Source organism: Microcoleus sp. B3-A4, from assembly GCF_036705385.1.
In the GTDB taxonomy this organism is placed as follows: domain Bacteria; phylum Cyanobacteriota; class Cyanobacteriia; order Cyanobacteriales; family Microcoleaceae; genus Microcoleus.
The window spans coordinates 1-21880 of record NZ_JAUBUI010000093.1 but is presented as its reverse complement, the minus strand read 5'-3'; the positions used below and the strand labels follow the sequence as shown (position 1 = coordinate 21880).

The window sequence follows — 21880 nt, the reverse complement described above, 5'->3', positions numbered from 1 at the left end:
GATTTTAAACCATCCTAATCTTCCTTCAGTCTTGTCTTATGGTACTTTGGCTGCTTAAAAACTGTCCGGAGTATTGTATTGATGACAATGAGAGATGCGGTAAACCCGCCCCGGCGAAGGTATCGCGGTCACTCGATCGGACATAATATTATTGGTTATTGGTAGCAGCTAACCAATAATCAATAACAAATAACAGCAGTCAACTATCAACTGTCATTTGCACTATCGATTCAAAAAATTGTGAAATCTCTTCAGTGGATCTGATGTGATAAACACTTTTGGTATTTTGAACACGATCGACATACTCGCGATATCTGGGAGTCAAATACTTGTGACACAACCAAAGAACGCGGTAACTATTAATTGAACTCTTCAAGATAGGACTCTTTTGGGGCCAGCCTTCTGGCGGTATAAACTTACCTGTAATCAGCCGTTTAGTCACCCACCAGAAATGCACGTATAGCGGTAAATCGACAAAAACCAGACTATCCGCCTCATTGAGTCGAAGCCAGACGGTTTCCATGCAACCAAACCCGTCAATAATCCATCGGTCAGTAGCCAAAATTTTCTCATGGGTACGCTTATATTCTTCATTTGGAACCTCAGCGCCCCCAGATTGATATTGAATCTTATCCAAGGCGTAAAGTGGCAAACCAGTGATTTCCGATAATCTCTTGCTGAGAGTGGATTTACCGCCTCCAGCATTGCCAAACACGGCTACTTTTTTCATAGTTCCCCTTTTAGTAATTTAGTTATTAGTCATTAGTCATTAGTTATCAGTAGCGGACTAAAAGCTGAAGGTAGATCGAATTTGTAGCTTTTAAAAAAGTCAACTTCGGTGATTTTTGGCGTAGATCATTGACGTTTTTGAGAAATGTGATTAGGGTCAGTATATATATTTGTTGTTTGGCGATTACTTGGATATTTTATCAGACAAGCGATCGCGGCTCGGTATTGTCGATCAATTTGTAAAATATCGGTCAAATCTAAGGCGATCGCTCCTTAGTTAAAAAAGCCGTTTCTGAAGCCAACGCACCTAGTACCGACTGCTGGATAATTTACCCACTTTAAATTCTCAAACCGAGTCCTATGCAACCAAAGCCTAACCTTAACCTATACTCATCATTGGCGCATCTCCCCTGGCTGAAGAAAAGCTACACTGCCAAAATTATGGTGGTTGCATTTTTAGGCACGCACGTTCCTTTGCTAACCTTAATGGTCTGGTTTCTTACCTCAAACGCTTATTCTGTAGAGACATCAGTCCGGGTTCTCCTGATTGCTCTGCTGGCGACATTAGCGGGTACGGCAGCAACGCTTTCTACGCTACGCTACCTCCTTGTTCCGGTAATCTTAACCTCGGAGGCTCTACAAAACTACCTCGATACAAGAACATTACCGAAATTACCCACAGAGTTTACTGATGAAGTCGGTACGCTGATGGCAAATTCCTCACAAACGCTTTACAAACTAGATGAATTGATTCATTACATTACCCACTACGATGAACTGACTGGATTGCCAAATCGTGACTTATTCTGCGATCGCCTGAATCAAACCCGATCCCAAAATCACTCACCCCTGGTCGCAGTTCTGGTATTGGGTATCGATGATTTCACAGGGATGCGCCATGTGTTGGAGCCTGGGATATCCGACTTACTAATTAGAGCCGTTTCCCAACGGGTGGTACAGTGCATGGATGGGTCAGATGTCTTGGCGCGTTTGGGCGATGGTGAGTTTGCGATCGCTCGCAGCGAACTCCACTCGCTGGAGAGTGTGGTCAAGCTATCCCAACTGCTGCTGAGTACGCTAGCAAAACCTTTCTCTGTAGAGGGTCAACCGATCCACCTCACCGCCAGTCTTGGTATTACATTGAACCATTTAGAAAATACCAATTCTCCAGAGCAACTTCTTCAGCAAGCTCACTTCGCACTTCATCAGGCAAAGCAGCAAGGGCGTAGTCACTATCAGTTTTATTCACCCGAAATGAACGTTCAGTTACAGGAGCGACTGACCCTAGAAAATAGCCTGCGCGGAGCGCTGGAGCGTAACGAACTACTGGTTTACTATCAACCGCTAATCGACCTCGACAGCGGACGGGTGACAGCAACGGAGGCGCTGGTTCGCTGGCAGCATTCTACAGAGGGCTTGGTCCCTCCGGTAAAATTTATTCCGATCGCCGAGGCCAATGGCGAGATCGTGCCCATTGGTGAATGGATCTTGCGAACGGCTTGCGCTCAAACCCGTAGCTGGCAACTGGCTGGGCTGCCAGCGCTGCGGATTTCGGTGAATCTGTCGGCTCGACAATTTGAGCAGCCGAATCTGGTTGAGATGGTTCGCCAAATTCTGGCAGAGACCGAACTCGAAGCTGCGTATTTAGAACTGGAAGTGACTGAAACTGCCTTGATGACTGACATTGATCGATCGGTCAAAATCTTAACGCAACTGCGAGAACTTGGCGTGTCCCTCGCCCTAGACGACTTTGGCACAGGTTATTCTTCCCTCAACTACCTGCAACGGTTTCCGGTTAATATGCTCAAGATCGATCGATCCTTTGTCAAAGATGTACTGTCTAACCCCGACAGCGCCACCATTACTGATGCCATCATTGCTCTGGCAAAAAGTCTGCGGTTAACGATCACCGCAGAAGGCATTGAAACCAAGGAGCAGCGTAACTACCTGCAAGCGCGAGGCTGCCATGAAGGTCAAGGGTTTTACTTCAGTCGCCCTGCTAACGCTGATACAATCACCAAACTGCTAAACGAGTCGTTTCAGTCTGATGCAGCATCTATCGCTCTTGCCAGCCACTTTTAAGCTGAACCAGTGCCGTGTTTTTCCGTCCAGGATTGTATAACAACCAATCTCTCAAAACAGCCACCCCGATTATGCTCTCAAAGTTAAACGTAAAGCGCTCTCGTTTTTAGATTCCGGACTTCTCCCAGAAGTCGGGAATCTGGGTATGCTGTTTTTTAGGCGTTGACAAAAACAGAAGATGTAAGCTGACTTGGACTTACACCCTGCACGATTCCCAAATAATTACTGCCCGACTTAATCGCCGTAGAAGCGATGCTTGCACCTGCATCCAACTGCAAACTCACAGCTTCAAAAGTCAAGTTGGCAAATCCCATACCGTCAGTCAAACCAATATTATCCCCGATCGCAAAATCGGTAATCACATCCGCACTAATTAAAGTAGCCGAAGCAGACAAACCTCCTGCTACGATAAAGGTATCATTTCCGCTTCCGCCCGTTAGAATATCTTGCCCGCGATCGCCCGCCAACAAATCGTCGCTGTTACCGCCAACCAAGACATCATCTTCTTTGCCGCCGCGAATAGTATTGTTACCGTCAGATCCGATTAGTCGATCGTTATCGTTATTGCCGCTGATAAAATCATTGCCAACACCGCCATCAATTGAATCCGACTCTTTGCCGCCCGATAAACTGTCATTGCCGCCTGCGCCATTAATTGTATCCGCACCTTGCATTCCATTAATGCTATCAACACCTTCTCCCCCGGTGAGATTGTCTTTGCCGGAAAGGGCAAAAATTGGCAATCCCGCAGCATTTGTTGGTATTTGAGTATCGGCACTATCTGATAGGAAATAATTGCCGCCGCTGGCTGTATTTTTGGGTGCTGTCGTCGGGCTGCCATCCCCTGTAGCATTGGGTATTGGCGAAATAATCGATACCAATGTGTTGGGAGTAGGAGTTGGTGTCGGTGTGGGAGTTGGTGTGGGAGTTGGTGCCGGATTGACACTACCGTCAAGAGAAGTCGCAAAAACTTGCGTCCAATAGTGATTCCAATTTTCTGTGCCAGTATCGTCAGCTAAGAAATAGTAACCGATGCCAATCTCTTTGAGATTCGGGTTAAGAATGTTAGCGCGGTGGCCGCTGCTGTTCATCCATGATGATACAACTTGTTCGGGTGTAGAAGATCCCGCAGCGATGTTTTCTGCTGCCGCTGAGAATTGATAGCCCGTTGCAGAAATCCGACTTCCTAATGACGAACCATCTTTTCCGGTATGGGAAAAGAAGTCTTGCAATGCCATGTTTTGGCTGTGATTTGCCGCCGCATTTAGTAACTGAGTATTTAAGGTTAGCGGGGACAAACTCAATTTGCTGCGTTCGATGTTGGTAAGTTCTAAAACTCTATTAATAAAGTTTTGATTGGTTGGGCTTGGTGCTACTTGAGAGGCAGATCGCTCTCCTATTAAAATGTTTAAAGACTCAGAAGCGGAATTGGGTAGTTGTTCAAGCATGGGGATGATCAACAGTTTTAAGACTTGGTTTTGCTGGTAGATGGCTTACCGTCTTAACGATAGTTTCCCCGATCGCTAGCTGGCTGGACACACTTCAATAATTGTGTTAATCCCTGCCGCTGCTCTATTTATTCTAATTATAGCTGTTGTCAAAGTGTGGATGTCAAGATCCCGGCTCTGGTTGGGAAAGGGAAGAGTACGCTCGAATTTAAGGAGATTTTTAATGGAATTTGCGCTCGCCCGTCGCATCAATACAATTTTAAATTTGAGATTTAAGATTTGAAATTTTTCCTGATTAGTAAGGTTTGCGCTACCCAACCAGCCCGCTGGCTGGCTGGCTAGAAACCCGGTTTCTACAAGTTTTGCAGACAGGAACAAGAAATATAGCAAGAAACCGGGTTTCTGAATTCTGTGTGCGATCGCGAACAGAGTTTTTAGTAGAATCTTCACCAAAAATTCTAAATTAATTCAAAATTCACAACCGCGCAGGGTTGTTCGCGATCGCCAAAGCAATCTCAAGATTTCAAACTATTTTCTTGTCCGACTTTAGCCTCCTGAGCAACTTGCTCAACCTCATCTTTGGCGAGAATTTCCAAAGCTGTCTGTGCTTCTGCACCGCCCAACCGCCCCAAAGCTTGAGCTACTCTGTAACGGATCTGCCAATCTGCATTGGAAGCGTAGGGAAGCAGCAGCGGCAGCGCCCGTTTATCTCCCAATTCACCTAATGCGCTGATGGCAATGGTTTGGATTAATTCGTTTTCAGAAGTCAGGGCATTTTCTAACATAGGAAAAGCTTTCGGATCTCCCATTTCTCCCAAAGCCGCAACGATGCTCAGTTGCACCAGCCATTCAGAGGTACTGCTATAAACTTGCTGCAAATCTTCTAAAGCATCGGTTAATTTCAATGCGCCCAAAGCATCGGCTGCTGCTGCTTGCACGTCGGGTTCGGGGTCGTTGTTCAGGCTATTTCGCAGTACCTCTAAAGCGTTCGGCAGATTCTGCGTACCGAGGGTTGATATCTGGCTGACTGCTGCGTAGCGAACCCGGACGTTTTGATCGCCGATCGCAATTTGAATTAGTTTATAGGCGAGCGCGGGTTCTAGTTGTCGCAGTTGGTTGACTGCTCGCAATCTTTCGCCAAAATCCTCGGAATTCAGCAATTGTTCGACAGACTCAGGGGTAATGCTCATCGGATTTTAGATTTTAGATTTTAGATTTTAGATTTGGTAATTGGTAATTGCCAAAAGTCAGGGAGATTGAAAGAGCGATTCCCTACGGGATAGCTTCGCTTCACGACTCGTTTCCTGATACAGTCCTGGAACTGCAACAGTTAATTTAAGAATCGGCAGCCATCGATCGGATAATATCTCCCCTAGTGAGGATGCCGATTACTTTGCCCGCGGAATCGACCACCGGCAATCGATGGATACTGCGATCGTGCATCAGTTTGGCAGCTTCTTGGACAGATTTGTCGGGCCCGATGGTAACTGGCTCTGTACTCATCGCTTCTCCTACTGTTTGTCCTAAAGCCTTGTGCAGATCTCGCTCGTAACGAGATGGATTTTCTAAGTAAATCACGCTGTCGAGCACCATGATGTAAGCGGGCGGAGTTACGCCGGTTTCCCGCCACATCAAGTCGGTTTCGGAGATGACTCCTACCAACAAGTCATTCTCATCTACGACGGGAAGACCGCTAATGCGTCGATCGGCTAAAATTTTAATCGCTTCGTTCAAGGGCATTTCGGGTCGCGCCAAAATCGGCTCGCGGCTCATTACATCGGCTACTGTTTTTGGCATGATTAGCGGTTGATTGAGTTGTTGCTCTAAATCGATCATATAGGGAAATCGTGACACAGACTGAAGAAAGGCAGCTCTGCTGAAGGGATTAGTTAGAAGGTAGAAGGAAGGAAAAAGTTTGAATGCCAGAATTTTGCTGTTTTTGTCGATCGCACTATAAAATTCTGCCGTTTGCCTCCCTCCGGCGAGCGATCGACCTGACAAGATTGTTAAGATATCTTAAAGAGCGGATAAATCCTTACCAATGCCAGAATCTCCAACCTCAGAACCAGACTCCCAACCAGAAGCGCGCTGTGTATTGGTTTGCCAGTATCAATCTTGCCTGAAAAATGGTTCAGCAGCAGTGCTAGCTGCTTTTGAAGCTCAACAAGTTGCAGGGGTGAAAGTGGAGGCCTGTAGTTGTCAGGGACAGTGCACCACTGGCCCGACTGTACGAGTTACCCCAGACGAAATTTGGTATTGTCGAGTTAAACCAAGTGATGTACCGTTAATTGTGGAAGAGCACCTCAAAGAGGGAAAACCTGTAGAGGCGCTGTTCAATCCGAGAATTCATGCGCGTTATTATTATTAATATTGACTTGATTCGGTGAAACTTCCAAGCTCTGGCGCATCTAATTTTAATAGTTATTGTTAAGGAATTGACACTTTGAAAATCCAAGGAATTGCGCTTAGTTTGTTAGTGCTGGTGCTGGGGCGTCCGTCGGCGGTTGCTGCTCAAACGTCGGCGGTTGCTGGGGATATTTGTCCGGGGGAATTGGGGGCGCAAGTAGATGCGATCGCCAACCGTCCCGAATTTAGCCGATCGCGCTGGGGCATTTTGATTCAACCTCTATCTTCTACTGATACTCTCTACAGTCGCGACGCCACCAAATATTTTATTCCAGCATCAAACGCCAAGCTGCTAACTACAGCCGCTGCTTTGCAGAAACTCGGTGCAGATTTTCGGATTAAGACATCGGTTTACAGCGGCGAAAATGGGAGTTTGTACGTTGCCGGGAGGGGAGATCCGAGCATTGCTGAGGCTCAGTTGAAATCTTTGGCGCAGCAGTTGAAGCAGCGGGGAATCAGTCAAGTTAACGAGTTGATTGGCGATGACAGCTATTTTCAAGGCAGTGCAGTCAATCCGAATTGGGAATGGGAAGACGCGCAAGCAGGCTACGGAGCGCCGATTAACAGTTTAATTTTCAATCAAAACTCGATCGACCTTCTCTTGTCCCCGCAGGCTCTGGGGCAACCTCTGAAAGTTACTTTTGCCGAACCAAAGCTGGCAAATCAGTGGCAACTTCAGAACAATACTGTTACCGTCGCTCAAAACGAATCTGAGTTTATTGATGTTGGCAGGGAGTTCGATCGACCTATAATTCGAGTGAGCGGACAGTTGAAAGTTGGTGGCGAACCTGAATCAGCTTATGTCGCAGTTGTCAACCCCGCTAATAATTTTTTGCAGTATTTTCAAGAAGCCCTGGCGGCTGAGGGAATTCCTGTTAAACAGGCTTTAGTTGCATCGGCTTCTCGCAATTTAAATCAAGAATTAGCAACCGTTGAATCGCCGCCGCTGGCGGAATTGGTGAGAGAAACTAATCGCGAAAGCAACAATCTTTATGCAGAAGTTTTATTGAGATTGTTGGGAAAAGTTACAGACAAGATGCCCCAGCACCAAGAGGATACAGGTGAAATGGGTTTGAAAGAGTTAAAAACCGCTTTAACTCAATTAGGAGTAAATCCAAACAGCTACATATTAACCGACGGTTCGGGCTTGTCTCGGCACAATTTAATTAGTCCAGAAGCCTTGGTGCAAACTTTGAGATTTATGGCCAATTCACCTGCTGCATCTATTTACCGCCAGTCACTGCCGATCGCTGGCGAGACCGGCACTTTGAAAAATCGCTTTAATATTACACCAAACCGCGTAATTTTGCAAGCAAAAACAGGAACTATGAGCGGAGTTTCGGCGCTGTCGGGATATATCGAAGTTCCGAATTACGAACCGCTGGTGTTTAGCATTATCGTCAATCAATCTGACCTATCGACTGCAAAAATGCGATCGGCAACTGACGAAATTGTGCTATTATTGAATCGCCTGCGCCGCTGTTAAAACAACAGATTTAAGGTCAAAAAAGTGAGTTTAGTAGTTACGCATAAAAAACAGGACACCCCAAAACCCTACAAGTTTTAAGTTTCATTAGATTGCAGCGACGGGGATCGAAAAGCAGCTACAATAAAAGTAGAAAAATTAACACCATTGGGCCGTTTTAGCCTGCTACCAGTCGGCGGGTTCTGTACTTCCCGAAAATAAGTCTAACTTCCCAACTATGAATTCTTTCGATTCCGAACAGCAACACATCTTTGTCGAAACCAATAACATCCGCCTGCACTGCGTTTCTCAAGGAGAAGGCGAGCTTGTTCTCCTCCTGCATGGGTTTCCAGAGTTTTGGTACTCTTGGCGTCATCAAATTCCTGCTTTAGCGCGTCATTTCAAGGTTGTGGTGCCGGATTTGCGGGGCTACAACGATTCCGACAAGCCGGAAAGCGGCTATGATTTAGATACGCTGAGCGCGGATATTCGCGGTTTGATTGCGAACCTCGGTTATAAAAAAGCTCACGTTGTAGGTCATGATTGGGGAGGGGCGATTGCGTGGCACTTAGCTCAAAAATTCCCCGAACAACTCAACCGCTTGGCAATTTTAAACGCTCCGCACCCGCAGCGATTCGTGCAGGAAATGGCGAGCAATTTAGATCAAATCCGCCGCAGTTGGTACGTTTTGGCGTTTCAGGTTCCCGGCATTCCCGAATGGTTCATCCGGCAAAACTTGAAAGATTTTGTTCACAATGTTTTCCAAGGACAAGCTGTTCGCAAAGGAGCTTTTAGCGCTGAGGAAACTAAGATTTATCAGACTGCTTTAGAAAAGCCGGGAGTATTAGCCGCCGCTATCAATTATTACCGCCAGATGTTTCATCCGCAGAGGCTTTGGAATTTGGCGGAGAAATTAGAACCTGTGACAGTGCCTACTTTGGTGCTCTGGGGAGAAGAAGATGCGTTTTTGAGCCAGAAACTTGTAGAAGGTTTAGACAGATTTATTACGGCTCCGTTTAAGTTGAAATTAGTTCCTCACTGCGGTCACTGGATTCAGCAGGAAGCGCCGCAAACGGTGAATCGAGAATTGCTGAGTTTTCTCAGAAATTCTTCTCCTTCTTTGGCTTTGGCATAGAAAGTTTTAAACATTGCAAATTAAAACCCGGTTTTACAGCTAAACCGGGTTTTCATCTGTCTAGGGATAGGTTTTTTTAGGGTGCCTCGTGCCTAGAGTTTCTGGATTACCAGAGAATTTAAGCTAGCTGACGCACCCTACTTCTTTATTAGTCCCAGAGCAAATTTTCTTGGATCAGCAGTGCAATCATCGCAGTTCTGGAACAAACACCGAGTTTGATAAAAATCCGCCTCACGTAAGTAGCAACCGTCCAGTGACTGATATTTAAATTTTTGGCAATACATTTGTTGGGCAGGCCTTGGGCTACTAATTGTGCGATCGCTCTTTCGCGTGGACTCAGGCTAATTTCCGGTTTGTAACTTTTGCTTTGCATACTTTTGCAGTGAGGTAACGAGTTAAAATCTAATCAATTAAGGGTAGAATTCCGAGTTTTTCTCGAACTTCAGATAAAGGAGTTTCCCAATCAGATGCAACGTCCCAATTAATTAGCCGAGTGGCTAATTTTCCGTGTTTTAAGCCTTTGATAATTTGTCCGATCGCGCATTTGCCACTGATCAGTCCAACTAACACTAAAATCGCACAAGAAGGACGAAATACTTGAGCGCGAGTAAACGCTTGAAGTACAAATTCATCTTCTGTTGAAGCTGAAAGACCAGTCAGAACGTGCCAAACGTCGTGGTTTCGCTGAATCCAGTCTCCCGATGCGATCGGCTCAAAGCCTTGTTCGTCTAGAAATCGCGCCACTTCACACCCTAATGTTCCTGCTGGCAGTTGGCGCAATTTCTGCAAGTCTATTTCAAAATGTCGATCGCTCTCAATTTGAGGATTAATTGTTTGAGCCATCTTTAATATAACTTCTAATTGACCGTCAGCCATGATTTATTCTCCCTCGAACAATGATTGAACTCTATGGCAAATTAAATTTGTGTTTTTCAAGTTCATTTTTGTGCTGAATCAAGACGACTTTTTTTTACCTACTCAGCTTAGAAACCGTACTTTCTGCCACAGCAATTGGCTTTCAGGAGCTTTTACATTTCTTTACACACAGTCTCAGAGGTGAAATCTGCCAGTTGCCAAAATCTGGCTAGTGTTACTTGCGGCAACTTGACCCACCCGGAAGTAGCCGTAAAATCCACAGTATCTAGCGTTGATTGGAACTCCCTTACTTACGTATATAAATTTATTCTGCTGCTAATTATTGGAACTTGCAATGAGTCAGAAGTGGAAGCTTGCAGGCATCGTGATGCAGGTGCATACAAGTGAAGAGAGGTGAAGCGAGCTGAAGCAATGTGAAGTTATACAGAGTTGATTTTTCGGAATTACGCAGTAGTGCCAATCCCCCGTGGTTGCCGAATTTGTAGTGGCAATCATGGGGGATTGCCCGTATGTCGTTAGAATGTCGCTCAAATGAGTGACACTCATTTGAGCGACTGGCTAAGTATTTTCACCAACAGCTATAAATAGAGTAGAGATTCATACAAGGTGTTGCTGTGAAAAAACTTGACCTTTGGTTATCCACAGGAGTTGTGTCATTAATTTGGTGCGCGGCTGCTAGCGCTACCACTTATGTTAATCCTAACGGTAAAACTACTTTAAACCTGTCAGAAAAAGGGAACACTCCCAGCGGTTTTTACTTGACCAAAGTAGGCAATCGGGAATTTTTGGGCAATATTCAAATTACCCGTTCCGAAGGAGCAGCAGGCTCTTACTATTACAATGGGACTTTCAAAGACAGTGCGACCGGCCCTGGCAGAAAAATTGTTTGTTCTGGAGATATTGCCATTATCAGGCGTCAAGTTGGAAGAAGCAGCCAATTGGGAGCCGAAGTTACTTGGAAGGTGAAAGCAGGAGAAAATTGTCCTTCTATTGGCCAGACATTTAAAGTAAATTTAGTCGAAGCTTTACCGCGTCCTAATGCAAGTGGCGACTATACTTCTAGCAATGCTAATACTTGGTCGAGTCAAACAAATGGTTTTGTAACTTGGCCTGCTTGGCGAGTCACCTCGCGAGATGGACAACTCAACTGCCGCAAGACCGCAAACGGAGCAATTCAACAAGTTTACCGCGCGGATAAAGATACAGTTGCTGCTGAACTCAGGGGAGCAAATGCTATTACGATGGCGAACGGTCAACCCTGGTTGCTGACAAGACAAGGCTGTTATGTGCGCGCTAATTCTCAATACATTCAGCCCGTTTCTATGCCGCAGTAAGTGACAAAAGTGATAAATAAGCTGCTGCTTATCTCAAAGCCTGACTTCTTAAATAAAGAAGTCAGGCTGCGGGGTGTTCTCTTGTTTTAAGTTGTTCTAATTAAAACCTGATTTGCGATTTAGTGGCCGAGCAGCATAGCTTCTTCTGCCAAATCTTGGCTTTCAATAACCTTCGGTTCCTTCAGGATAAAAACACAAAGGAAGCAGACAACTACCGCAGCAATTCCGAGTACCTCAAAGAAGCTGCGGTTGCCTGCGACTGTTTGGGGGAGAAAGCTATAAAGGGTGGCGTAAATTACAGAGCCGACACTGCCGTAAGCACCGATATTGCCGGCAATTTGACCCGTGACTTCTCGTTTAATTAAGGAGGCGATGCCAAAAGTTGCGCCTGCTGCGGCGAAGACGAAGAAGGCACATAACATGGTCACGATAATCACAATTGCTAAATGCCAGTTTGCAGTAATTTGGCTCATAATTAAATACCCCAATCCCACTCCGCCGGTCATCACTGTCAGCGTCCACTTGCGGCTGCCGATTTTGTCAGAAATTAAGCCTCCGGCTGGACGGCTGACCAAGTTCATCAGGGGATAGCTAGCAGCGAGGGGCCCGGCGATCGCATGATTTAGATTGAAGGTGTGTTCAAAAAATTCCGGTAACATGGAAACCACAGCGAGCTCTGAACCAAAGCTGACTGCATAAGCTAATTCTAATACGAATACTTGACTGATTTTATAGCGTTCTTGAGGCGGGTAATTTTTTTGACCTGTGACAACTTCTCGGTTAACTTCCCAGGCTTTGTAAGCCTGAATTAAATACAGTGCTGTCAAACTAATCCAAATAGCGTACATCACATTTGCAGTCAGAAAATTTGCTTTCTGCAAGCGCCACACAATCAAAGCTAAGGCACCAAATAGAGGAATATTGGTCATCGACAGTGCCCAAAAGCTTTTGGCGCTGGTTACTTCCATTGCGCCGTTGCGGGCCGGGCGCTGATAGACTTTGCCGGGAGGAGTGTCTTGAACGTTGCAGTAAAAAATGACTCCGAAAACTGCTGTGGCCATCCCAGTAAGGGCGATCGCCAGCCGCCAATTTGTGTGTCCGACTGAGAGGAAAGCTGTTCCTGCCGCGATCGCTGGTAACGCTGCTTCTGCGGCAAAAGAACCAAAGTTGCCCCATCCTCCATAGATACCTTGAGCGAAGCCGATATCTTTTGGGGGGAACCATTCGGCAACTAAGCGAATGCCAACCACGAATCCAGCGCCGACAATTCCCATTGCCAAACGGCTCAAAACCAACTGATTAAAGTTTTGGGCAAAGGCGAATGCCAGTGTCGGAAATGCTGCATACACCAGGAGTGAAGAGAAGGTGATGCGAGGCCCGAAGCGATCGAGCAACATCCCGATAATAATACGTGCAGGTATTGCGAAAGCTAGGTTGGACAGACTGATGATTCTGGCTTGCCCAACTGTCAGTCCCAAATCGTGCTGCACCGTTGTGCTGAATGGTGCGTAGTTGAACCACACTACGAAAGTTAAGAAAAAAGCAAACCAACTCAGGTTCAGAATCCGAAAAGGCCCTCTGAACGATAACAGCCCTTGAAGCATATATAACTTGTCCTAACAAATAATACAGATTATTAATTTTGAGTTGACTTTCTAACTGTTTGGGGTGACGGTTTTTTTGCGAGCGCGATTTTATGTTGCGTTCCAATTCAAGTGGATGTCCAGAGGGAAAATTGTATAAAAAGTTACTGTTTATTCTCACAATCCCAACTGGCGCATGGAATTAATGCAGATATTGCATTTAAACCAAAAAATTTTAGTAATAAATACTTATTGCGTTAAAATTTAAAAAACCGTATATTTGAATACAGAAATTAAATTAATTTTAATAACAGGTAAGTAAAAATGCTTGTACGCTTAACCGAAAGAGAAACTCAGCAAGGCGATCGCCACTCAATCAGTGCCATGAACAACGGATTAAAGGTTAAATCAAGACTTTTTAGTTTCCTGACAGTATGTGTAGCAGTGGGTGGATGCTTGGGAACTGCTTCTGGGGCGATCGCCCAGGAAGCTCAACCGCAAGTAAAAGCACAGGCGATCGAGCAATCCAATCAGCAGCCAGTCAACAGCACGACAAGTCAACCTACTGCTGCGCCTCAATTCGATGCAGCAGCGCAAGAAGAAATTGCTCAGATGTTGCTGGGATTTATCTATTTTGTGTTGCCAGTGGGTGTGGGCTTAACTATTTTTCTGCACGACAAATATGCTCAGAAGCGCTCTGCTACTCTCAACCAGCAGATAGAAGTTTTAGAGATTTCCTTGCACCAAACTCCTCAACATTAAACAACCTCGTGAAATACTCTTCTTTTAGAACCCCGACTTCTTCGATGAAGTCGGGGTTCTTTGTATTCTCTCAAATGCTTTACCCCGACTTCTTAAAAAAACAGAACAAACAGAGCCCCGACTTCTTTAAAAAGTCGGGGCTCTAACCGCTATCGGATTTATTAACTAAAAGATTTAGATTTCTTCCAAATCATCTACATCTTCTACATTGTTTAGATCTTCTACATTGTCTAGATCTTCTGCATCCTCATCCTCATTATCAACAGGGGCAACAGAATTAGCAGAAACCACTGCACCAGTCTCAAGTTTCTTTTTAACTAGCTCCTCAATTTCATTTTTGAAGTCGGCATTTTTTTCCATGTGTTGGATCACTTTGTCTCGTCCTTGAGCTATGTTTTCGCCGTTATAGCTATACCAAGAACCTTTTTTGATAATTACTCCCATTTCGTCGGCCAAGTCAGTCAGACAGCCTAAAGTAGAAATGCCTTTGCCAAATACAATGTCAAATTCGGCAATGCGGAAAGGCGGAGCAACTTTATTTTTAGCAACTTTAACTTTCGTGCGGTTGCCGTACTCTTCTGTGCCTTTTTTCAAGGTTTGAATCCGGCGGATGTCGAGTCGCACGCTGGCGTAGAATTTGAGTGCGTTACCGCCAGTTGTGGTTTCGGGGTTGCCGTAAGTTACGCCGATTTTCTGCCGCAATTGGTTGAGGAAAATGACCGTACAGCCAGATTTGCCGATGTTGCCGGTGATTTTCCGCAAAGCTTGACTCATCAAGCGCGCTTGCAAACCCATGTGGGAGTCGCCCATGTCGCCTTCGATTTCGGCGCGGGGGACGAGGGCGGCTACGGAGTCAATTACTACGATATCGACGGCGACGGAACGCACGAGTTGATCGACAATTTCTAGGCCCATTTCGCCGGTATCCGGCTGGGAAACTAATAGATTTTCAATATCGACGCCTAAAGCTGAGGCGTAGGTGGGATCGAGGGCGTGTTCGGCATCGACGAAGGCTGCGATACCGCCGGATTTTTGGACTTCGGCGATCGCGTGGAGGGCTAGAGTGGTTTTACCGGAACTTTCCGGGCCGTAAATTTCAATGACTCGACCTTTTGGCAAACCGCCGCCCAAAGCAATGTCCAGTGTCAGGGCTCCGGTGGGAATGGTTTCTACCCTCATGCGAGTGGAGTCTCCCAATCGGACGATCGCTCCTTTGCCAAAGCTGCGCTCGATTTGGGACAGTACGGAAGTTAAGGCTTTTTGCTTTTCTGAGTTTTCAGTGGAAGTTTTTATAGACGTTTCTTTTTTTGCCATTTGCGGTATGCGGGTAGACCCCTTGCGGAGCTTGTTGATTAACTGTACAACACGTATGTTAGCAGTTATTTTTGGGGTCTGGAGGTTCTGGGAGGATCTGGTTGAAGATTCTTGATTTTCGGGGTGGTTGAGCCTGAGCCAGCTTTCACAAGGCACTGATGTAGAGGTATTGGGCATCCGGCAGAGGGTAGAATGATCGTCTGTTGGGGTCTGTACGGGGTATCGATCGCTCTTGGAGTGCGGTTTACGATGATCTACAGTTCCAAATTCCGTGAAGCGTAGCTATCCCGGAGGGAATCGCCACAATTAGGACAAGCATGGGATCTACAACACATCAAGACACATCTGTTAATACCAAAAATTCCCGCTGGCTGATGAGCTTATTGGCGATCGGTATTTTACTTGGTATCGGATTTCGGTTTTTTGAGATCGATCGCAAACTGTACTGGCACGACGAAGCTTACACATCAATCCGCGCCGCTGGTTTCACCCGTCAAGAAATTGACGACGAACTATTCCAAAACCGGATGGTTCCCGCACCAGAATTGCAAAAATATCAGCGGATTAAACCGGGAACTACAGAAGCAGACACAATTCGTTCTTTAGCACTAGAAGACCCGCAGCATCCGCCTTTATACTTTCTCATGGCCCGTTGGTGGATGCAGGAATTTGGCAGTTCTCTAACAGCATCTCGCAGTTTGCCAGCACTATTGAGTTTGCTGTCGTTGCCTTTGATGTACGCTTTAGCTCAGGAACTTTTCGCCTCGAATTTGGCGGCGTTATTAGCAACAGCACTTTTGGCTTTATCTCCCTTTGACATATTGTTTGCTCAGACAGCAAGGCAGTACAGTTTGCTGACAGCCACAGTTATTGGCAGCAGTTGGCTGCTGCTAAGAGCAGTGCGGTTGCGGGGTTGGCAAGATTGGGTATTTTACTCGCTGGCGATCGCCTTTGGTTTCTACACTCACCCTTTCTTCAGTTTAACACTCATTGGACACGGAGTTTTTATAATTTCTTACTGGTTGTTTGTCAAAAAAACCAAATTGCCAGGTCACGTAACTAATTCCCAATTTTTTTTAGCAGTAACAGCAGCTTTAATATTGTATATCCCCTGGATTTACGTGCTGGCGACCAACCTGGAAAGAGCATCAGCTACGACAGATTGGACGCGAGTATCTCCGGGTTGGCTGCATCTTGTCAAATTGTGGACACTCAGCTTTACAGCCTTATTTTTTGACTTCGACTTCGGGTTTTATAATATCTGGACTTATCTGCTGAGATTGCCATTTTTGCTGTTAATTGCGGCAGCCCTTTACACAATCTGTCGCAGGGTTAGCACTTCTACTTGGCTGTTTATTGTAACATCAATTTTGGTACCTTTTTTGATACTGGCCTTACCGGATCTAATCCTAGGTGGCAAACGTTCCGCCGTCAGCCGCTATCTGATTTCCTGCTTTCCGGGAGTGCAGCTAGCAGTTGCTTACTTGCTCGCGAGTAACGTGAAAACTCAGCAGCGGTTGTGGCAAGTCTTTTTAGCCTCGGTATTTACAGCAAGTGTAGCCTCCTGTACAGTTAGCGCTTTTTCTGATACTTGGTGGAGCAAAGACTTGAGCTATCTTAATGCTGAAGTTGCGAAAATTATTAACAAAGAGGCGATAGCTAATCGGTCGATTAAAGATACAATTGTAATTAGCGATCGCGGCAACGATTTTACTAACATGGGAGATTTGCTTTCTCTGAGTTATTTGCTTGACAAAGACGTGAGGCTGATGCTGCTGAGCCAGTCGCCAGATATGGAAATGCTGAACAAATATTCGGCTCCCCTGGTGTTCCGCCCTTCGGAAAAATTGATCTCGGCACTCAAGCAAAATCAACGCCGCTTAGAGCCAATTTTGCAGTATGCCAGACTTTTTCGAGCGCGGCGAGCTTCTTAGAGCAGATTGACAGAAATCGAAGATCGTCCCCGGTAGGGTACGTCACTCGATTTTAGATTTTAGATTTTAAATTTTAGATTTATTCCACAGATGAATCTGGGAGATTAAACTTTGGTCTAAAATTTTTGGAGATTCACGACAGGAGTAGGTGGCACAGTATCGGTTTTTGGGCGGGGTCAGAAAAAACTGTTTGAGTTGTCTCAACTATTGGGGCTGACACACCCGACATCATCAGCAATAATTATTTGAATACTTAGGATAAAACGCAATGCAAGAGTTAAATAATTCATCTTCCGAATCGGCGCCGAAGTTTCGCAATCTTCAGACCGAATTACGCGAACGTTGGCGAGCGATAGAAGAATTCGACAGCGGAGATTGTGACATTATTATCATTCCTTCTGTCAGCTTAGATCAGCAAGAAATGCGGAAAATTGAGGGTGCTTACCACTACGAAGAGCGGCATTTATTTTCATTGATTCGCCTGCGAAACCCCCGCACGCGCTTAATTTACATTACCTCAGAGCCCTTGCACCCGATGATTGTGGATTATTACCTGCAATTGCTGCCGGGAATTCCATTTTCTCACGCGCGCGATCGGCTTTTGCTGTTCAGTGCTTACGATGCTTCTGCAAAATCCCTCACCCAGAAAATTTTAGAGCGCCCCCGCTTGATGGAGCGCATTCGTCAAGCAGTGCGACCCACAAAATCTTATATGGTTTGTTATAACTCGACGCCCTTAGAACGCGAGTTATCTGTTAAATTGGGGATTCCTTTGTGGGCCAGCGATCCCGATCTGTTATACTGGGGAACAAAAAGCGGCAGCAGGCAAATTTTCCAAGAATGTGGCGTGCCTTATCCTGACGGTTCGGAGTTGGTTTGGAATGCGGAAGATTTAGCAGAAGCTGCCGCTCAATTGTGGGAACGACAGCCGGATTTGCAGCGGATGGTAATTAAGTTAAATGAAGGTTTTTCCGGGGAAGGAAATGCACTTCTAGATCTGCGTTCCCTGACAAGTAAAGCGCCTCATGAAAGAGCGAAGGCAATTGGGGATTGCTTCCATAATTTGCGTTTTCAATCTACAGGCGAAACCTGGGAAAATTTTAGCAGCCGCATTCCCGAATTAGGGGCAATTGCCGAAGCATTTATCGAAGGAGAAGAAAAGTTCTCGCCCAGTGTTCAAGGCAGAATTATTCCCAGCGGCGAAGTAGAAATCCTCTCCACTCACGACCAGATTTTAGGAGGCCCAGACGGCCAAATTTTCTTGGGTTGCCGATTTCCGGCGGACGAATCTTACCGGCTGGGGTTGCAAGAATTGGGATGGAAAGTCGGGCAAAACTTAGCTAAAAAAGGGGCTTTAGAGAGATTTGGAGTAGATTTTCTCGCTGTAAAGCAATCCGATGGGAAATGGGATATTCAAGCAATAGAAATTAACTTACGTAAAGGAGGCACAACTCATCCGTTTATGGCTTTGAAGCTGTTAACAAACGGTCGGTACGATCGTACTACCGGATTATTTTACAGCCAGCAGGGTCGTCCGAAATATTATGTCGCTTCGGACAATTTGAAAAAAGAGCGCTATCGGGGATTATTACCGAACGATTTGATGGATATTATTGCTGACAATCAACTGCACTTTGACAGCGGTACAGAGACGGGCAGTGTGTTTCATTTAATGGGTTGTTTGTCGGAGTTTGGCAAATTGGGATTGACGAGTATCGGCAATTCGCAGCAAGAAGCTGAGGAGATGTATAACAAAGTTGTGAAAGTGCTCGATCGCGAAACGTCAGGCAATTTTAGATTTTAGATTTTAGATTTGATCCAGTCAGTCAGCTTAGATCCCCGGCTTCTTGAAGAAGTCGGGGATCTAATATCCCTCGCGTTTTGTATAGCAACCGGCAAGACGATTAGGATGTTCTTAATCACCGAAACCCTTGCTCTTATTGAATTTGCCTTCTTCCTTCCGTTAGAGCTAATTTTTAGCGGGATAAAGGGGCGTGGGGTCGATCGAACCTGTACGGTTGAGTGGCCAAAAACGCACAATTGCCCTACCGATGATATTTTGCTTGGGTACAAAGCCCCAGTAATGACTGTCACAGCTTGCGTTGCGGTTGTCGCCGAGCACCAAGTAAGAATTTGGGGCTACAACTACAGGCCCGTAAGGATACTGCGGAATTTCTTCAATATATTTTTCCTGTAGCGGTTGCTTGTTAATAAAAACTTTTCCCTCTTTGACTTCCACACTGTCCCCCGGCAGTCCGATCACTCGCTTGATATAGGCATCTTTGATCGGTGGCGGCTGTCCCGTACACAAACTAGCCGGGTCAGGAGGCATAAATACGATAATATCTCCTCGCTGGGGGTCTTGGAATCGATAGCTTACCTTATCTATAATTAATCGATCGTTAATTTGTAAGGTTGGGAGCATCGAGCCCGTGGGAATGTAGCGTGCTTCGGCAACCAGGGTGCGGATACCAAAGGCTAAAAATGCTGCTAAGCCGATCGTCTTAATTCCTTCGATCCAAGGATTTTCGGTGTCTTGCGGAGGTTTTTCGTCGGCTGACTTGTCTAGACGAGTCATAGGGTATTGTAGTGACTGAGCTGGATACAAATTATAAGCTTAATAATGCTTCCATGCTAGCACGCTGTTTACTCAATTAATGATATCTTATGACTCCCAACTCAAGTTTGTTAATCCGTCGCGCTCGCATTCTTTTGCCCAATGGTGAGTTTTTGGTAGGAGATGTGCAAATCTGCGATGGCCAAATTGTCAAAGTTGCTGCGGAAATTGTCGAATCGGGCGATAGAGAAATAGATGCGAAAGGCTTAACTCTGTTACCCGGAGTAATTGATCCCCAGGTACACTTCCGGGAACCGGGTTTAGAACACAAGGAAGACTTGTTTACGGCTAGCTGTGCTTGCGCTAAAGGCGGCGTGACATCGTTTCTGGAAATGCCGAATACGCGACCTCTGACCACAACCCAAGCTGCCTTAGATGATAAACTAAGTCGCGCTGCCGAGAAGTGTTTGGTGAATTACGGCTTTTTTATTGGTGCAACGCCCGAGAATTTGCCGGATTTGTTGAATGCGAATCCGACTCCGGGAATTAAAGTGTTTATGGGTTCGATGCACGGTCAGCTTTTGGTCGATGGAGAAGCAACTTTAGAGGCGATTTTTGCCAAGGGCGATCGACTGATTGCCGTGCACGCAGAAGACCAAGCTAGAATCAATCAAAGGCGTCAGGAATTTGCCGGGATTTCCGATGTTGCCGTGCACTCGCAAATTCAAGACAATCAAGCAGCTTTATTAGCAACTCAGCTAGCATTAAAACTTTCTAAGAAATATCAGCGGCGTCTGCACATTCTGCACCTTTCAACTGGGGATGAAGCTGAGTTTTTGCGCCAGGAAAAACCGAGCTGGGTGACAGCAGAAGTTACGCCGCAGCATTTGTTGTTAAATACCAGCGCCTATCAAAAAATTGGCAGTTTAGCTCAGATGAATCCGCCTTTGCGCGAACCCCGCGATAACGAAATACTTTGGCAAGCTTTACTCGACGGCGTAATTGATTTTATCGCCACCGACCACGCGCCGCACACATTAGCAGAAAAATCTCAAGATTATCCGAATACGCCGTCTGGAATGCCGGGAGTCGAAACTTCTTTGCCTTTGATGCTGACGCAAGCAGTAGAGGGAAGATGTACAGTGGCGCAAGTTGCTAATTGGATGTCTGCGGCAGTTGCTAAGGCTTATAAGATTGCAAAAAAAGGGGAGATTGCTTCGGGTTTTGATGCCGATTTGGTATTAGTAGATTTGGAGAATTATCGACCTGTGGTGCGAGAAGAAATGGTGACAAAGTGCGGCTGGAGTCCTTTTGAAGGTTGGAGTTTGACGGGATGGCCAGTTGTGACTGTTGTTGGAGGAAAAGTTGTTTTTGAGAATGGTAAATTGGATACAAATGTCAGGGGAGAAGCATTGACATTTGACGCTGAGTAAGCATGAATTTAACTCAAGTGTTATAATTGGGTATTCCCGCTCGCAAAGGCGATTTTACCCATGCTTCTCCAAGAATTAGAAACACAACTCCTGGCCTTAACTCCGACGGAGAAAGCTGAAGCCATCCGGCTTTTAACCCAAAGTTTAAACAATAGCTGGCCAGGAATTACAAAAACTCCCGACGTGTGTGGCGGCGATGCTTGCATTGCCAAAACTAGACTTCCCGTTTGGCTGTTCGTGAGTTTGCGCCGTCAAGGTTCAAGTGATGCTGAACTTCTACAATTTTATCCCCAGTTGAATGCTGCAAACTTAGTAAATGTCTGGACTTATGCTGAGGCTAACTCCGAAGAAATTGAAACAGCACTCCGAGAAGAAGCCGCAGCAATGATGCAGGAAGTATAATTTATGGCACGTCTCTATGCAGATGAACAGTTCCCGTTTCCTGTTGTGGCATTGCTGCGAAATTTCGGTCACGATGCCCTGACTATTCAAGAGGCAGGAAATGCCGGAGATGATGACCCCGAAGTATTAGCCTTTGCTGTGAATAATGATCGGGCGGTTATGACGCAAAATCGTCGGCATTTCATTCGCTTGCACGCTCAACAACCAAATCATGCTGGTATCATCGTGTGTACAGACGATAAAAATCTAGAAAGGTTGGCAACACGCATCAATGATGCTATTGCTGGTGAAGAAACTTTGAGAGGCAAATTGATTCGTGTTAACCGTCCGCATTAAGTTCGCGCGGGAGCATCCCGCTTTTTAACTAAGCAGAAATACTGAGTTTAATGTGGTTATTTAAATATGCACACCTGAGTCTTA

At 45.7% G+C, this 21880-nt stretch carries 21 protein-coding genes; 12 read left to right on the top strand and 9 right to left on the bottom strand.

Annotated elements, in window-relative coordinates; translation table 11 throughout:
* Positions 1-199: 199 nt before the first annotated feature.
* Positions 200-730, bottom strand: a complete 531-nt coding sequence (locus QUB33_RS25150; protein ID WP_333355878.1) for an adenylate kinase — start codon at positions 728-730, stop codon at positions 200-202.
* Between the two features lie 359 nt (positions 731-1089).
* Between QUB33_RS25150 and QUB33_RS25145 the strand changes: the two genes are divergently transcribed.
* On the top strand, positions 1090-2811 hold the full coding sequence (locus tag QUB33_RS25145; RefSeq protein ID WP_333355875.1) for a bifunctional diguanylate cyclase/phosphodiesterase: 1722 nt from the start codon (positions 1090-1092) through the stop codon (positions 2809-2811).
* Positions 2812-2966: 155 nt separating this feature from the next.
* Here the strand turns inward: QUB33_RS25145 and QUB33_RS25140 are convergent, their stop codons facing one another.
* The 3 genes from QUB33_RS25140 to QUB33_RS25130 all read right to left on the bottom strand — a co-directional run bounded on the left by QUB33_RS25140 (position 2967) and on the right by QUB33_RS25130 (position 6056).
* A complete protein-coding gene (locus tag QUB33_RS25140; RefSeq protein WP_333355872.1) occupies positions 2967-4259 on the bottom strand; it encodes a CAP domain-containing protein in 1293 nt (430 codons plus the stop codon).
* A gap of 515 nt (positions 4260-4774) precedes the next feature.
* Positions 4775-5449, bottom strand: a complete 675-nt coding sequence (nblB, locus tag QUB33_RS25135; RefSeq protein WP_333355869.1) for a phycobilisome degradation protein NblB — start codon at positions 5447-5449, stop codon at positions 4775-4777.
* A gap of 145 nt (positions 5450-5594) precedes the next feature.
* Entirely contained in the window at positions 5595-6056 is a 462-nt protein-coding gene (locus QUB33_RS25130) for a CBS domain-containing protein (protein WP_333355881.1), read from the bottom strand.
* 244 nt (positions 6057-6300) lie between these two features.
* Here QUB33_RS25130 and QUB33_RS25125 point away from each other — a divergent pair, with 244 nt between their 5' ends.
* From QUB33_RS25125 to QUB33_RS25115, 3 genes are all read left to right on the top strand, one after another.
* The gene (locus QUB33_RS25125; RefSeq protein WP_333355866.1) at positions 6301-6627 is read left to right on the top strand and encodes a (2Fe-2S) ferredoxin domain-containing protein; all 327 of its coding nucleotides are present in this window, start codon (positions 6301-6303) and stop codon (positions 6625-6627) included.
* A gap of 81 nt (positions 6628-6708) precedes the next feature.
* Entirely contained in the window at positions 6709-8151 is a 1443-nt protein-coding gene (gene dacB, locus QUB33_RS25120) for a D-alanyl-D-alanine carboxypeptidase/D-alanyl-D-alanine endopeptidase (RefSeq protein ID WP_445299558.1), read from the top strand.
* Between the two features lie 217 nt (positions 8152-8368).
* Complete coding sequence (locus QUB33_RS25115) at positions 8369-9265, top strand: alpha/beta hydrolase (RefSeq protein WP_333355860.1); 897 nt, start codon at positions 8369-8371, stop codon at positions 9263-9265.
* Positions 9266-9413: 148 nt separating this feature from the next.
* On the opposite strand, the gene QUB33_RS25110 is transcribed toward QUB33_RS25115, so the two are convergent.
* Both QUB33_RS25110 and QUB33_RS25105 read right to left on the bottom strand, forming a co-directional pair.
* Positions 9414-9638 (bottom strand): helix-turn-helix transcriptional regulator, encoded by a 225-nt coding sequence (locus QUB33_RS25110; protein WP_333036912.1) that lies wholly within the window; start codon positions 9636-9638, stop codon positions 9414-9416.
* A gap of 29 nt (positions 9639-9667) precedes the next feature.
* Positions 9668-10141: a Coq4 family protein gene (locus tag QUB33_RS25105; RefSeq protein ID WP_333355856.1), complete on the bottom strand. Its 474-nt coding sequence runs from the start codon at positions 10139-10141 to the stop codon at positions 9668-9670.
* Between the two features lie 180 nt (positions 10142-10321).
* On the opposite strand from QUB33_RS25105, the gene QUB33_RS25100 reads away from it, so the two are divergent.
* On the top strand, positions 10322-10528 hold the full coding sequence (locus QUB33_RS25100; RefSeq protein ID WP_333355853.1) for a hypothetical protein: 207 nt from the start codon (positions 10322-10324) through the stop codon (positions 10526-10528).
* A gap of 227 nt (positions 10529-10755) precedes the next feature.
* Positions 10756-11475 (top strand): hypothetical protein, encoded by a 720-nt coding sequence (locus QUB33_RS25095; RefSeq protein WP_333355850.1) that lies wholly within the window; start codon positions 10756-10758, stop codon positions 11473-11475.
* A gap of 119 nt (positions 11476-11594) precedes the next feature.
* Here QUB33_RS25095 and QUB33_RS25090 read toward each other — a convergent pair whose 3' ends face one another.
* Positions 11595-13079, bottom strand: a complete 1485-nt coding sequence (locus tag QUB33_RS25090) for a NarK family nitrate/nitrite MFS transporter (RefSeq protein ID WP_333355847.1) — start codon at positions 13077-13079, stop codon at positions 11595-11597.
* A gap of 303 nt (positions 13080-13382) precedes the next feature.
* Here QUB33_RS25090 and QUB33_RS25085 point away from each other — a divergent pair, with 303 nt between their 5' ends.
* Positions 13383-13820 (top strand): hypothetical protein, encoded by a 438-nt coding sequence (locus QUB33_RS25085; protein ID WP_333355844.1) that lies wholly within the window; start codon positions 13383-13385, stop codon positions 13818-13820.
* 174 nt (positions 13821-13994) lie between these two features.
* On the opposite strand, the gene recA is transcribed toward QUB33_RS25085, so the two are convergent.
* Entirely contained in the window at positions 13995-15134 is a 1140-nt protein-coding gene (gene recA, locus QUB33_RS25080) for a recombinase RecA (RefSeq protein ID WP_333355841.1), read from the bottom strand.
* A 317-nt stretch (positions 15135-15451) separates the two neighbouring features.
* Between recA and QUB33_RS25075 the strand changes: the two genes are divergently transcribed.
* Together QUB33_RS25075 and QUB33_RS25070 are read left to right on the top strand one after the other, a co-directional pair.
* Positions 15452-17068 (top strand): glycosyltransferase family 39 protein, encoded by a 1617-nt coding sequence (locus QUB33_RS25075; RefSeq protein ID WP_333355839.1) that lies wholly within the window; start codon positions 15452-15454, stop codon positions 17066-17068.
* A 268-nt stretch (positions 17069-17336) separates the two neighbouring features.
* Positions 17337-18872, top strand: coding sequence for a peptide ligase PGM1-related protein (locus QUB33_RS25070; protein WP_333355835.1), 1536 nt, complete (start codon positions 17337-17339; stop codon positions 18870-18872).
* Between the two features lie 165 nt (positions 18873-19037).
* On the opposite strand, the gene lepB is transcribed toward QUB33_RS25070, so the two are convergent.
* Positions 19038-19646 carry a signal peptidase I gene (gene lepB / locus QUB33_RS25065; protein ID WP_333076585.1) on the bottom strand — a complete coding sequence of 203 codons (609 nt, stop codon included), beginning with the start codon at positions 19644-19646 and terminating at the stop codon, positions 19038-19040.
* A gap of 89 nt (positions 19647-19735) precedes the next feature.
* Here lepB and QUB33_RS25060 point away from each other — a divergent pair, with 89 nt between their 5' ends.
* Genes QUB33_RS25060 through QUB33_RS25050 form a run of 3 tightly spaced genes read left to right on the top strand, consistent with a single transcriptional unit; the run spans position 19736 to position 21796 of the window.
* Positions 19736-21058 (top strand): dihydroorotase, encoded by a 1323-nt coding sequence (locus QUB33_RS25060; RefSeq protein WP_333355831.1) that lies wholly within the window; start codon positions 19736-19738, stop codon positions 21056-21058.
* 60 nt (positions 21059-21118) lie between these two features.
* Entirely contained in the window at positions 21119-21460 is a 342-nt protein-coding gene (locus QUB33_RS25055) for a DUF433 domain-containing protein (protein ID WP_015174644.1), read from the top strand.
* Between the two features lie 3 nt (positions 21461-21463).
* Entirely contained in the window at positions 21464-21796 is a 333-nt protein-coding gene (locus QUB33_RS25050; protein WP_333355828.1) for a DUF5615 family PIN-like protein, read from the top strand.
* Positions 21797-21880: the final 84 nt, after the last annotated feature.